Raw genomic sequence first — 14,103 nt, forward strand, 5'->3', positions numbered from 1 at the left:
GAGGAAGGCATCGGTACCCCCTGGGTGCGCGGGCCACCGGCCCGCAGAGAGGGGCGGAAAGAGGAAGGCCTCTGCATCCTGGGTGCGCGGGTCACCGGCCCGCAGAGAGGGGCGGAAAGAGGAAGGCATCGGTACCCCCTGGGTACGCGGGCCACCGGCCCGCAGAGAGGGGCGGAAAGAGGAAGGCATCGGTACCCCCTGGGTACGCGGGCCACCGGCCCGCAGAGAGGGGCGGAAAGAGGAAGGCCTCTGCACCCTGAGTGCGCGGGCCACCGGCCCGCAGAGAGGGGCGGAAAGAGGAAGGCATCGGTACCCCCTGGGTGCGCGGGCCACCGGCCCGCAAGGGGGTGGTGGGAGAGAGGAAGGTTTAATGAGGGGGAGAGCTTCTTCCTCACCACACCCTCCCCCTTTCGCTCCCGCGAAGAAGAGTGGAAATGTCGCTCAGAAGGTTCGTCCTGTAATCGCTCGACACCTGCCTGCACTCAGCGAAACAGGAGTAAGCGTAACCCGTTCAGCACGACGATAATTGTACTACCCTCGTGACCAACCACCCCCAACGGCAACGGCACTCCTACAGTTAATGTCGTCAGCACCAACACCACCACAACTGCCAGCGCGAACACAATGTTCTGCCAGACAATACGCTGCGTCTGCCGGCTCAACCGCAACGCATACACGATAGCGCCAAGATCATCTCGCATCAAGACCAGATCGGCTGTTTCCAGTGCAGCATCGGTACCGGCAGCGCCCATCGCAATGCCAACCGTTGCTGCCGCCAGTGCCGGTGCGTCATTAACCCCATCGCCGACCATTGCCACACCACCGTAGCGTTGCCGTAATTGCTCAACCAGATGCAATTTGTCGGCGGGTAACAACTCGGCGTACACCTCATCGACCCCCAACCGCTGTGCCATTGCCTCAGCCACCAGCGCATTATCACCGGTCAACATGACAATGCGTTCGATACCGGCTGCCCGCAGAGCGGCAATCTGCTGCGCAGCGTCTGGCCGTTCGCGATCCATCACAGCGACTAGCCCCAGCCAACGGCCACCCCGCCACACAAATAACACACTTCCCCGGCCCTGCTTCATCAACGCATCAGCCTGCGCAAGGAGCTCCGTTGGAACCGCGATCCTGCTCGCTTCAAACAGGCGAGGTGAGCCAACCAACGTCTCAATCTCATCCCACGTTGCCCGCACCCCCATACCGGTTACCGCAGAAAATTGCTCTGGCGGAACAACATCGATTGACTGCTCTTCAGCAGCACGTAAAATGGCCCGCGCAATCGGATGTTCTGAGGGCTGTTCGGCCCGGGCAATCGTAGCAAGTAATTCATACTCGCTCACCCCTGTCATCGGAACCAGATCGGATACCACCGGTTTACCAAGGGTCAGCGTTCCCGTCTTATCGAAAGCGATCACACGCACCCGACTCAACTCTTCTAGATGAACGCCCCCTTTGAAGAGCACGCCACGTCGCGCACCTGAAGCAATTGCACTCAGCAACGCCGCCGGTACACTGATAACCAGAGCGCACGGTGAGGCAACGGTCAGGAGCACCATCCCCCGATAGAACGTATCGGCGAATGTCATTCCGCTCAGAGGAACGAGTAGTATGAAGAGCGCAACCGCTGCAATCACTCCAATCGCATAGCGCTGCTCGAACCGCTCAAGAAAACTCTGTGTGCGTGCTTTGCGCGCCTGCGCCTCACTTACCATTGCAATCACCCGCGCCAGTGTGCTCTCGCTCGCCGGCTTCGTAACCCGTACCTCAAGCGCACCGGTCTGGTTGAGCGTTCCGGCCAGCACCGTCATACCCGGTCCCTTCTGCACCGGCATCGACTCACCGGTCAGCGCCGATTCATCAAACGTGCCTACACCGCGTTCGATCACGCCGTCAAGTGGTACCCGATCGCCTGGACGAAGGATCACAATATCCCCAACCTGGACATGCTCAACGGCCAGATCAAGCTCGTGACCATGACGGCGCACCCGTACCGTATCGGGTCGCAGTGCCATCAATGAGGTGATCGCTTGTTCGGTACGACGCAGCGCATACGCCTGCAACACATTACTCAACGAGAAGAGAAAGAGTAAAATCGCGCCTTCGGTAAAATCACCCAGATAGGCAGCCCCTAACGCCGCCAGTACCATCAGCAGATCGACTTCAATTGACCAGTGACGTAACGCCTCGATAATTGCCCGTACTGCGTAAAATGCGCCAAAAAAATAGGTCGCAAGATGAACAAGCAGAGTCAGGGAATCAGGTGCACCGGCTCCCTCCAGCCAGATACCAACGACGATCCCGATCAGCGTGAGCACCACGAACAGCGGTTCGAGAATCTCATCGTGAAGCCATTGCGACAGTTGTCGCCAGGGAGCAGCCTGCGAAAGTGTCGTCATGTCAATGCCTCCTCTTCGGCGCTGGGTGAGTGACCGGTTATGAGTGCAATACCTGTCGGTCTTCAGGATCGAGTCGAGCGAGCAGATCATCACCGAGGCGAGCGAAAATCCGTTGCGCGAACAGTTCCATCCAGATGAACTGACGGGCAATTAAGACCATATTGCGGTTTGTAGTCACGGTTGCGGTCGTTGCTAGATGACCAGAGGCGATCAGAAATTCGCGTTCATCGGCAACTACAATTAAGGTTTCTACCATGCCGTGCAACTCGGTCTCACGCTTGGGATGGCGCACAACCTGCCCAAACGAGAAGGGGGCCTCACCGGTGAGAATGACACCCAACGCTACTCCGCGTTCATGCGCCGCAGCCAACGGCTGATAAAGCGCCTCGACATCGGCATCGGTTAGCACCAGCATCAGCTCACGGGTAGCACTATCGATCAACTCGCGTGCCGCAGCCAATGCCTCTTTCCGACCGCTAAAGTTCCAGAGGCGATCACTCTCTTCATGGCGAAAGAGGGGCATCAGTTGATTGCGCAACACCGCAGCCCGCTCGCGAGCCTCCCGTTCGTAACGGTCGAGCAAGATCGCCGGTGAAATAGGCTGATAGAGCGTTGCCTTCTCTTCAACCGATTTCAGCACTGCCCCCCGCGCCTCTAACCGTCCTAGTGCTTCGTACACCATCGACCGCGGTATACCGGCTAATTTGCTGATCTGATACCCGGTTGCGGGGTGATCGGTCAGCAATGCCAGATAGACTCGCGCTTCATACTCGGTAAGCCCCAGCGCCGTAAGTTGTTCTAAAAGGTTCGTTTCTACCATAGTTGTTCAATTCCGAACTACTAAAATTGTACTCCCTGGCACATACCCTGTCAAGAGGTTCTTTACAGCCAGCCTACGCTTGTCAATCAACGCTCAATCAGACCTGATGGCCGCAGGCGAAGCTGAAGAGGTATCTTCGACAAAAGTCAAGCACTGCGCAGACAGGTCACCCTTCTGCGCGGACATCGACGATGCCGTGAATTCGGATATATTGCCTGATCCCTCTATCAGGATTATCGCAATGATACGATCCGGTGTCAACTCATCTGCTGCACCGGCCCACATTGCGGCCCGCCTTCTCTTTCCTCTCCACTCGCTCCTCTGCGGCATCCGTTCTCACCCTCTCACTCTCTCCCCTTTATGGTATGATTGCAAATCAGATAGCGTAGTGAAAGGTTAACCCCTATGCCCATGCGCCCACTTGATCAAGAAAAGGCTGATCAAGATTTTTCCTTCTTGCTTGATTGCTTTGCGCAGGTATTGCACGATGTCGGTGCTGGGAACGTAGCGCAAGCACTTCCCTGGCTTGATGGGACTGAACGCCACAATTCCGTTCCGACTCGCGAGCTGGCGCAGGCGATGATCATCGCTTTCCAGTTGCTCAATATCGCCGAGGAAAATGCGGCTGTGCAACAGCGTCGCATCGCCGATCGTGATCCAACTATACGGCCTGAGTCGGGACGTTGGCGTGACGCGATCCAAAAACTTCAGTCTGCCGGTATCACTGCCGAAGAGATTGCAGCCGCTTTGCCTCATATTCATGTCGAACCGGTGTTAACCGCTCATCCGACTGAAGCGAAACGGGCAACGGTGCTCGCGCACTACCGTGAGTTGTATCTATTGCTAGTGCGACGCGAGAGTCAACGGTGGTCACCAGCCGAGCAAGCCGAAATCAAGGCCGATATTGAGAATCTGCTCGAACGCTTGTGGCGCACCGGCGACGTTTTTTTAAGTAAACCAGGTGTACCGGCTGAAGTTCGTAATGTCTTGCACTATTTGGTCAACGTCTTCCCTGATGTATTGCCGGTGCTCGATAATCAATTGCGCTATGCCTGGCAGGGAGCGGGGTTCGATCCTGCTCTCCTGCGCGATACCTGGCCGCGCCTTCGCTTTGGCTCTTGGGTTGGTGGGGATCGGGATGGGCACCCGTTAGTAACCGCCGAGATTACCGCTCAAACCTTGCGTGAAATGCGTCTGCAAGCATTGCGGTTGTTACGTCGGCGGTTACGACAGGCAGCCAGTCACCTCAGCATTTCTGACATGCTCGTGCCCACACCGCCCGGCCTTACTGACCAGATTCGGCGTATGGCAAGTGGTCTGGGCGGGCGTGGCGTACAGGCAATTGCGCGCAATCCGAATGAGCCGTGGCGTCAGGCACTTAATCTCATGCGAGCACGATTACCAATTGATGATGAACCGGCTGAGGCGGCCAGCCTGATAGACGAGCCAGATCGATACCGCTGTGCAAGTGAGTTGCTCAACGACCTGCGCGAGTTTGCCGACCATCTCCGGGCAATTGGCGCCGAGCGGCTAGCCGAAGCTGAGATTCGACCCCTGATGCAACTGGTTGACACCTTTGGCTTTCATCTGGCAACCCTGGACATTCGGCAAAACAGTCAGTTTCACGACCGTGCTCTGGCGCAACTGTTGGAAGCTGCCGGTCTCTCTTCCGATGACCTGTTCGATCCTGAGCGACGGCGTGATCTGCTCGAACGTGAGGTTGCATCACTGCGCCCCTTTGCCCACCCCAATACACCGCTCGGCCAAGAGGCTGCATCCGTTGTCGAGTGCTATCGAGTACTGGCTGCGCACATTGCCCGCTATGGAACGGCTGGATTGGGGCCACTCATTGTCAGCATGACCCGTGATGTCACTGATGTGCTGGTCGTCTATTTGCTTGCACGGGAAGCCGGTCTGGCGTATGCCACGCCAGAAGGTCTGGTTTGCCGGTTACCGGTGGTACCCTTGTTTGAAACTATTGAAGACCTTGAGCATAGCCCCAAGATACTCGCTGACATCCTCGATCACCCAGTGACCCGCCGTAGTCTGGTTGTGCAGGCCCAGGGCGGCGAGTTGGTACAGCAAGTCATGATCGGCTACAGCGATAGCAATAAGGACGGGGGGATTTTAGCCAGCTATTGGGCGTTGTATCAAGCCCAGCGTGCAATGGTGAAGGTAGGTCAGGAACGCGGTGTGCGCATCCGCTTTTTCCATGGCCGTGGTGGAACGATCAGTCGTGGGGCAGGTCCAACCAATCGTTTTATTGCGATGTTGCCGTCGGGCAGTCTCAGCGGTGATTTACGCCTCACCGAGCAAGGCGAGGTTATTTCGCAGAAGTATGCCAATCGGCTCACGGCTGCGTATAATCTAGAGCTTCTGCTGGCCGGAACAACGATGCACACGTTGCTCCAACAGCACCATTCGGAGGAACCCCATCCCCTGGAACCGGTCATCGGCTGGCTGGCTCGGCAGGCCAGGGTAGCCTATCGCGACCTGATTGAGCGTGATGGCTTTATCACCTTCTTCCGTCAGGCCACGCCTATCGATGTGATTGAACAGAGTCGGATCGGGTCACGACCGGCACGACGTACCGGTCAGGCGACGCTGGCTGATTTACGGGCGATCCCGTGGGTATTTAGCTGGAATCAGGCACGCTTCTATTTGCCGGGATGGTACGGGGTTGGGAGTGCGTTGAGCGCGCTACAACAGGAAGACCCAGAAACATGGGAACGACTGCGCGCCGAACAGTGGCGCTGGCCGCTCCTGCGTTATCTGCTGGCAAATGTTGGTACCAGCCTGCAGACGGCAAACCGCGACATCATGCATGCCTATGCCGGGTTGGTAGAAGATGCAACGATCCGGCGGCAATTCCTTGAATTAATCGATGCTGAATTTGCACGGACTGAGGCAGCATTGACGGCGATTTTCGGGATGCCCATCGAACAACGGCGACCGCGAGTCGCAGCGACTCTGGCCCGACGTCAGATTGGGTTGGCGCCACTTCATTGGCGCCAGATCGAACTCCTGGCGCAATGGCGCGCCCAGCAAGCAACTGGTGATCCGGCAGCCGAAGCGACCCTTATCGATCTGTTGCACCTGGTGAATGCTATTGCTGCCGGTTTACGCACTACCGGTTAGGGTAAAAGCGTTCTGTCGAACACAGCCGACTATGGCCGGGCGGGTTGTGAACCCGCCCTTTCCCGATCAATCCTCTTCACCCTGACCAAACACGATGCGTCCACTACGAATCTGTTTGCCGGTAAGCAGATTGAATAATACCGGCAGATATGGAATGAGCAGCGCAATAAGAGCAGTCAGTAACAGACTGAGTGAGAGTGGCCGAGTAACGAAGATGCTCAGATCACCCTGACTGATGGCAAGAGCAATAAAAAACTTTGAAACGCTCTACCCACTCACGTACCGGTGCACAAGGCGCTCTCCGACATGGCGGGCGCCGATGATATTGCGGGCGACCGGACCAATTTCCAATTCGGCTAGCGGACCGGTAACGAACAATCCTGGCGCCCATTGCAAATCAGGGCCGATCACGGGGTAACCGCAGGCTGCCACAGGGAGGTTGTTGGCAGGGATAACGTTGTCGAGCCATGGATGCCCAGGACGTTCGGCGGTAAAACCGGTAGCGAGGATGACCGTTTGCACCGTCAATCGGTGATGGTTGAGTTGTAGCGTGATGACACCGTCTGCAAAAGTAGCAGTATGTACTTCATCGATCAAAAGACGTAGTTTGTGTTGTTGGGCAGCGGTTGTCAGGCTCTGTGCCAGTTCGACCGGCATTGTCCCCGGTAAGCGAGCAGCGGTAATCAGCGCTCGGCGGCGGTTCAGGTCGGGTTCAGCGTGAAAACGACGTAGCTCTTTCGGACCCATCCAGCCCGGCGGGCTATCGAACGGTGCGATCTGGATTGGTCGTCGCATCACAAGCGTAACCTGGGCAACAGAGCTGAGCGTGAGCGCAAGATGGGCGGCACTGATTCCACCACCGATAATGGCAACCGTCTGGCCCTCTCCGATCCGATCTCGCGAAAACGCTGGTTCATATAGGTGATAAATCGCCGCCCCTGAGTTCCGTAACAGTTGCGCCCACTGCGGCCAGCGTAATTGCTCTGTACAGCTTAACGCCAGAATGACGTTACGTGTCGAGAGGACACCTTGATCTGTTTCGACCTGCCAGATCAGGTTACGCCGTTGCAAACCACAGACGCGACCATGGAGCGTGTGCTCGTGCAGCCGGTATCGTTCAATCAGTGACCGGGCATGCGCTCGAAAGATTTCCAGTGATGGACGCTGATAGCGTCCATGAAAATGGTGCGATCCAGCACCTGTCTGTTGAGCAAATTGCAGCAGGTCATATGGATCAGGGGCAAGGTGATGAACCAGGGTAGAGCGCAAAAAACGCATACCACAGACAGTGGTACAGGTGTCCCAACGTGCCAGCAGACGTTCGTGCGGATCGATAATGCGCAGGCGGTCGGCTGGAACGCGGCATCGTTCCCGTAGAACGAGCGCGAGATGCACACCATGAATGCCGCCACCAACGATCAACCAGTCCAGATACATAGCAGTAGTATTCTAGGAGCGTGAACGTCGCTCAACATCGCGCAGCGTGAGCCCCCGGTCACGTAATGCCTTAAGCAAACCCTTACGCTCAATTTCGCGGAGCGCAGCCGCTGAGAGTTTCAGGCGAACAAAACGTTGTTCTTCAGGAACCCAAATCCGTCGTTCTTGAACATTGGGAAGCCAACGTCGCTTTGTACGTCGTTTTGAGAACGATACATGATGACCAAAAGACGGTTTACGACCGGTTAGATCACAGCGACGAGACATACGAAAACCTCCCTCGTTATGAGTACGTATCTCAAACGGCAAACGGTGGCACCCGGGCTGGCATCTAGGCTATGGCCGGTATCAATGCAGATGACCGGCCAGATGCCCAGGCAGCCATTGGCTGTAACGATTGGTGACAACAATCGGCTGGCATCCGCAACGAGACGGCGCGTGAACAGATCACCCGCTCAGAGTGTAATCACCTGATCAGGCGGATTTCCGGCTAGTGCCGCGTAAAGATCGGGGAAGCAACCAACCTGTACTCCGGCAACGGTACCGGTTACTCGACAATTGCCTGGCTCACCGACAGCCAACCCCCGTTCCAGAGCACATTGATCGCACATCATCAAGAGAATGCCTTGCTCGGCAGCAACTTTTGCCAATCGTTCGCCCATTGGGTCACCGGCTCGCAGCAGATAGGTGTTGTCGTCGAAGAAAAACATCCCAACGACCTGTGCACCGTGATTCCCGGCTTCCAATTGCGGCAGAATCATCTTACCGAGCTTGTAGCTAGCGGTGTGTCCTGAAGTAGCGAAGATGTAAGCGACTTTCATATTAGTTGACCCTTTCGATAGTTATATCTTGCGAAACACGCCGTTGATAATAGCCGTAAGCACGCGATCCTGTCAATGCTGATTGAGCAAGGCATGGATCGTCACTCATCGTCTATGATTGAGACAATCTCCCACCGACCAAACGGATCAGAGAACGTCTGCCACTCTTCTGGGCCAAGGGCCATCTCTTCATCGGTCAATAAACATCGTTCTAAGCGCGCTCGTAATGCAGGCTCATCAAGGTCCTGGCCGATAAAGACCAATTCCTGGCGGCGATCTCCCCACCGGTCGTCCCAGATCGCAGCGAGCGCCGCCGCTTCAGCAGGATCGTCCGGCTGTGTTGCGACTGCCGCCCACCATCGGCCACCCGGTTCGATCCGGCAAGATGCACCAGCCTGCGACCAGATACCACACTGTTCCATGCGGGTAGCCAGCCAAAAGATACCCTTCGAGCGCAGCACACCTGGCCATTCATCGTGCAGAAGCTCCCACAAGCGCTGCGGATGAAACGGTCGGCGTGCCCGAAAGACAAAGCTTCTGATACCGTATTCTTCGGTTTCGGGAGTATGCTCACCGCGCAGTTCCTTCAACCATCCAGGCATTTGAGCAGCGCGCTCGAAGCTAAAGAGACCGGTATTGAGAATCTGATCAAGCGGCACTTGTCCAAACACACTGCGAAGGATGCGCGCTTCTGGGTTAAGTTTGTGCAGCAGTGCTTCCAGGCGCACCAGATCGTGCTCACTTACCAGATCGGCTTTGTTGAGAACAATAACGTCGGCAAACTCAACCTGATCGATTAACAGATCAACGACAGTGCGGTCGTCTTCTTCGCCAGCAGCCAGATCGCGGTCGCGCAACTCATCGAGCGAGTATAGATCACGCGGGAAATTGAAGGCATCGACCACAGTAACCATCGTATCAAGACGGGCTATGTCGCTCAGTGAGGTACCATCGGGGTCGGAGAAGGTAAAGGTTGCAGCAATTGGGAGCGGTTCGGCGATACCGGTTGCCTCGATCAACAAGTAATCGAAGCGACCTTCACGAGCCAGGCGAGCAACTTCAACCAGCAAGTCTTCACGGAGGGTACAGCAAATACAACCATTGGTCAGTTCAACCAATTGCTCTTCGGTGCGACTGAGAGCTGCTTCGCCAGAGCGGATGAGGTGAGCGTCGATATTAACCTCGCTCATATCGTTGACGATAACAGCAACCCGCAGACCAGACCGATTAGCCAGGACGTAGTTGAGTAGTGTCGTCTTGCCACTGCCGAGAAACCCCGATAGCACGGTAACAGGCAGTGGGTAAGGGCGAGAGAGTGCTTGTTTCATATTGATACCATGTATCTATATTAAGAAGTCAAAAAAGATTCCGCATGCGCGGCTTCAAAATGATACCCTATATCAAAATGCGTGTCAAGCCCGTACTCTCTTGCAGATGTAGAAACAGAGGTGAGCGGAAGGGGCGGGTTCCCACCTCGGCCCCGCCGGTCTCCTCCTGAGACGAGCATAGACAAAACCAGCGACGTAGCACCGGTTTCAACCGGTGCAACCCACGCGCAGCGTCGCCATCAAACAGCTCAATAACGAAACCAGCGGCGTAGCACCGGTTTCAACCGGTGCAACCCTGTTCCATTGCATTGCGGATTGGCGGCTCGCGCAGAAACCAGCGACGCAGCACCGGTTTCAACCGGTGCAACCCTGTTCCATTGCATTGCGGATTGGCGGCTCGCGCAGAAACCAGCGACGCAGCACCGGTTTCAACCGGTGCAACCCACACGCAGCGTCGCCATCAAACAGCTCAATGACAAAACCAGCGACGTAGCACCGGTTTCAACCGGTGCAACCCTGTTCCATTGCATTGCGGATTGGCGGCTCGCGCAGAAACCAGCGGCGTAGCACCGGTTTCAACCGGTGCAACCCTGTTCCATTGCATTGCGGATTGGCGGCTCGCGCAGAAACCAGCGACGCAGCACCGGCACTGAAACCGGTGCAACCCACGCGCAGCGTCGCCATCAAACAGCTCAATAACGAAACCAGCGACGTAGCACCGGTTTCAACCGGTGCAACCCTGTTCCATTGCATTGCGGATTGGCGGCTCGCGCAGAAACCAGCGGCGTAGCACCGGTTTTAACCGGTGCAACCCACGCGCAGCGTCGCCATCAAACAGCTCAATAACGAAACCAGCGACGTAGCACCGGTTTCAACCGGTGCAACCCTGTTCCATTGCATTGCGGATTGGCGGCTCGCGCAGAAACCAGCGACGCAGCACCGGTTTCAACCGGTGCAACCCACGCGCAGCGTCGCCATCAAACAGCTCAATAACGAAACCAGCGGCGTAGCACCGGTTTTAACCGGTGCAACCCACACGCAGCGTCGCCATCAAACAGCTCAATGACAAAACCAGCGACGTAGCACCGGTTTCAACCGGTGCAACCCACGCGCAGCGTCGCCATCAAACAGCTCAATGACAAAACCAGCGACGCAGCACCGGTTTCAACCGGTGCAACCCACACGCAGCGTCGCCATCAAACAGCTCAATGACAAAACCAGCGACGCAGCACCGGTTTCAACCGGTGCAACCCTGTTCCATTGCATTGCGGATTGGCGGCTCGCGCAGAAACCAGCGACGCAGCACCGGTTTCAACCGGTGCAACCCTGTTCCATTGCATTGCGGATTGGCGGCTCGCGCAGAAACCAGCGACGCAGCACCGGTTTCAACCGGTGCAACCCACGCGCAGCGTCGCCATCAAACAGCTCAATAACGAAACCAGCGACGTAGCACCGGTTTCAACCGGTGCAACCCTGTTCCATTGCATTGCGGATTGGCGGCTCGCGCAGAAACCAGCGGCGTAGCACCGGTTTCAACCGGTGCAACCCTGTTCCATTGCATTGCGGATTGGCGGCTCGCGCAGAAACCAGCGACGCAGCACCGGTTAAAACCGGTGCAACCCACACGCAGCGTCGCCATCAAACAGCTCAATAACGAAACCAGCGACGTAGCACCGGTTTCAACCGGTGCAACCCTGCTCCATTGCATTGCGGAACGATCAAAACTCCCACCACACCCAGTGGTACGATGTGACCGGGGTCGGACGGGATGGGAATGCACTACCCGGCTTGGGCAACTTATCGTTAATCGGATTCACCGTTGAACTACGTGCGTATATATATGCCGGTTTGCCAGCATGCATATCGAATGCCGTTTTGACCCAAGCCTGAGCAATGGTGAGCTGTGCCCAGGGGAGATCACCTACGATCGGGAAACTCGGCATACGCATATTGGCAACCAATTGCCCACCGAACGCAATGTCGGCCATATTACTGTTGAAACCGAGCAACATATGTGCGCCCTGGAAAGCGTTAAACCAGCGTCGGATCGGTTCGTTTCCTGCGGTATACCCCTGGACGCGCAGTGTCTGGCATGAAGCAAAGCCAACCCAGCGCAGATTCTGATAGCGGGCATTGCTCCCATCAAACCAGGTGCTATCTTTGTTAGATGCCATCGCAATGCCACCCGGCCCACCGTGCCCGGCGTAGTACACGAAGGCGGCACGATCAACCCCTGTGGTACAATCGACGCCGCCCAGGCTGCAATCACGCCAATCCTTTTCCCAAGCATTGGCATTCGACCAGAAGAAGCGCGATGTGTAGCCGTACCCGATCATACCGCTGCCAAAACCGTTAACATCGGGGATAACCCCAGGCAAATCGGAGCCGCCTGGACCGGCCGGCGGATAGTCCCAATTACCTTCAACACCGAAGGTATAGCTGGTTTGGGCGAGATCAATCGTGGGCAGCGCACTAGTGCTGGTACCACTGCGCGTCACGACCGGAATGTACAAAAAGCGAAAATCGGGGATCAAGCTGATCGTGGCATCGCGTTGAATACCGTCATTATCGGTCACCCGTAAGATGACAGTAACAACCGTCGGTGAAGTTTCACGAACACTGGCCGGGAGCGTTGCGGAAAGACTGACCGAACCGGCTGCGTTCAGCGTCGCTACTCCGCTCAACGGTGTCTCATCATCGAGAAGCCACTGATACGTATAAGGGGCAGTACCATCGCTGATGTTACCGGTCAGGTTGAGCGGCTGACCAGCATTAAAGAGACTGCCATTAGCCGGTGTGGTAATGGCGACCGTTGGGCCAAAGCCACCCGATCCGCCTGCGGCCAGCGGCAACGAGAAGGAGCGCAGGACGACCACATCACCATTTGGCAGCGTCACAGTAATGTTTTCAAACACTGCCTCTGGTTCCAGTACCGTCTGTTCAACCGCCGCATCATCAACGACATACGATAGACGTGGCGCCGGAACATCAACGGTTGCGCCGGGATATGAACGTTCTACCATCTGTTGGACCTCATCGCGCACAGTATTGAGATCGCGTACCGGCACTTCTCCCAGATAATTCAGGCTCCGCCCGAAAAAGGGCATCGCAACAGCAGCCAGACCGGGTACATTGGCATCGAGCGAATCGTTACCAACTTGCTGCGAAATAAGTGTATCGGTATGCGTAAACAACAGCGAGAGGTGACCACCAGCGCCACCGATGTTAATGAAGTTTTGTCCATTAACGAAGCCGAACGGAACTTCAACCACGACTCCAACAACCGACTCGGAAACCTGCCCCAGCCCCGCTCCGCTGGCCGTTGCCTGAGCCGCCCGAATGAGCGTGGGACGACCAAAATCCTTCGTCGAGTCACAGGCTCCTGGTACAGATTGTAACCGTACCGGGTAATTGCTCTGACCGTTACCGGCCAGCACACCATCGCGACCGACAAAATTGTTGTTGGTCAAAAAGAGACATGCCAACCGTTTTGCCGTTTCGACATTAACTGACCCGGCAGGCGTTTCACGTCCTAGCCCGTCAATGTCGTAGGCAAAGAACCCACCGGATGCTGCATACTGCGTAAGCACCGTGCGGTTCTGTTCATTCAGGCGAAAGAAACGGTTCCTGCCGCGAAACTCGTCTTGCCCTGTGGGGGCGCCACGTCCGATCCCTTCGAGTACTCCTCCCAATTGTTGGGTCGTGGTGTCACTGACCGATAGTTTTGTCAAGCGAAAGACGGGTAAACGATTGTTGGTTTGGGCTGGAGTTGGGACTGCCGGCACGAGAGTGAACGAAAGCAGCACCAGTAGCACCAGACCGAGTAATCGCTGTGATCGGAGCACTCCTTCCATACGTTCCTCCTTAGATATTCAAACCAGAAGATGTCTGTACCGCAAGCAGGGGAGGAACGATTGCAATGAGTGCTCAGGTTAGATCATCACGATCTTAAACGTATATCCCGGTAAAAAGTTTCAGCGAGTTTATATGACCTGAACAGACGGAACAGCATAGTGATGAATGGATGAAAAGTCCCTGGGCGACTCTGGCAATTGCTGCGGTCGTCGTCAGAGGAGGGAAGTGGGTACAGACGAAAGAAGTGAGAGTACTCCTCGACTGTGTGTGGACGTTGTTGCCTCATGCTCTACCAGCGATGT

General features: G+C 56.2%; 12 protein-coding genes. 2 read left to right on the forward strand and 10 right to left on the reverse strand.

Features of this window, described 5'->3' with window-relative positions:
* Positions 1-482: 482 nt before the first annotated feature.
* Together QTO31_RS09005 and QTO31_RS09010 are read right to left on the reverse strand one after the other, a co-directional pair.
* Positions 483-2,402, reverse strand: a complete 1,920-nt coding sequence (locus tag QTO31_RS09005; RefSeq protein ID WP_301428830.1) for a heavy metal translocating P-type ATPase — start codon at positions 2,400-2,402, stop codon at positions 483-485.
* A 37-nt stretch (positions 2,403-2,439) separates the two neighbouring features.
* Positions 2,440-3,222, reverse strand: coding sequence for a TrmB family transcriptional regulator (locus QTO31_RS09010; protein ID WP_031461057.1), 783 nt, complete (start codon positions 3,220-3,222; stop codon positions 2,440-2,442).
* Between the two features lie 411 nt (positions 3,223-3,633).
* On the opposite strand from QTO31_RS09010, the gene QTO31_RS09015 reads away from it, so the two are divergent.
* Positions 3,634-6,360: a phosphoenolpyruvate carboxylase gene (locus QTO31_RS09015; protein WP_367620638.1), complete on the forward strand. Its 2,727-nt coding sequence runs from the start codon at positions 3,634-3,636 to the stop codon at positions 6,358-6,360.
* Between the two features lie 267 nt (positions 6,361-6,627).
* Here the strand turns inward: QTO31_RS09015 and QTO31_RS09020 are convergent, their stop codons facing one another.
* The 6 genes from QTO31_RS09020 to QTO31_RS19400 all read right to left on the reverse strand — a co-directional run bounded on the left by QTO31_RS09020 (position 6,628) and on the right by QTO31_RS19400 (position 10,630).
* Positions 6,628-7,797 (reverse strand): FAD/NAD(P)-binding protein, encoded by a 1,170-nt coding sequence (locus QTO31_RS09020; RefSeq protein WP_301428832.1) that lies wholly within the window; start codon positions 7,795-7,797, stop codon positions 6,628-6,630.
* A gap of 12 nt (positions 7,798-7,809) precedes the next feature.
* Positions 7,810-8,064 carry a 50S ribosomal protein L28 gene (gene rpmB, locus QTO31_RS09025; RefSeq protein ID WP_028459980.1) on the reverse strand — a complete coding sequence of 85 codons (255 nt, stop codon included), beginning with the start codon at positions 8,062-8,064 and terminating at the stop codon, positions 7,810-7,812.
* Positions 8,065-8,252: 188 nt separating this feature from the next.
* A complete protein-coding gene (locus tag QTO31_RS09030; RefSeq protein WP_301428833.1) occupies positions 8,253-8,618 on the reverse strand; it encodes a SaoD/DsrE family protein in 366 nt (121 codons plus the stop codon).
* 101 nt (positions 8,619-8,719) lie between these two features.
* Complete coding sequence (gene zigA / locus QTO31_RS09035) at positions 8,720-9,946, reverse strand: zinc metallochaperone GTPase ZigA (protein WP_301428834.1); 1,227 nt, start codon at positions 9,944-9,946, stop codon at positions 8,720-8,722.
* 280 nt (positions 9,947-10,226) lie between these two features.
* On the reverse strand, positions 10,227-10,394 hold the full coding sequence (locus QTO31_RS19395) for a hypothetical protein (protein WP_411278389.1): 168 nt from the start codon (positions 10,392-10,394) through the stop codon (positions 10,227-10,229).
* Between the two features lie 53 nt (positions 10,395-10,447).
* Entirely contained in the window at positions 10,448-10,630 is a 183-nt protein-coding gene (locus QTO31_RS19400; RefSeq protein WP_411278390.1) for a hypothetical protein, read from the reverse strand.
* 121 nt (positions 10,631-10,751) lie between these two features.
* Between QTO31_RS19400 and QTO31_RS19405 the strand changes: the two genes are divergently transcribed.
* Positions 10,752-11,012 (forward strand): hypothetical protein, encoded by a 261-nt coding sequence (locus QTO31_RS19405; protein WP_411278391.1) that lies wholly within the window; start codon positions 10,752-10,754, stop codon positions 11,010-11,012.
* Positions 11,013-11,404: 392 nt separating this feature from the next.
* Here QTO31_RS19405 and QTO31_RS19410 read toward each other — a convergent pair whose 3' ends face one another.
* Both QTO31_RS19410 and QTO31_RS09040 read right to left on the reverse strand, forming a co-directional pair.
* Entirely contained in the window at positions 11,405-11,572 is a 168-nt protein-coding gene (locus QTO31_RS19410) for a hypothetical protein (protein WP_411278392.1), read from the reverse strand.
* A gap of 92 nt (positions 11,573-11,664) precedes the next feature.
* A complete protein-coding gene (locus QTO31_RS09040; RefSeq protein WP_301428835.1) occupies positions 11,665-13,800 on the reverse strand; it encodes a DUF6345 domain-containing protein in 2,136 nt (711 codons plus the stop codon).
* Between the last annotated feature and the right edge of the window lie 303 nt (positions 13,801-14,103).

The sequence above is a fragment of the Chloroflexus sp. MS-CIW-1 genome (assembly GCF_030444705.1).
In the GTDB taxonomy this organism is placed as follows: domain Bacteria; phylum Chloroflexota; class Chloroflexia; order Chloroflexales; family Chloroflexaceae; genus Chloroflexus.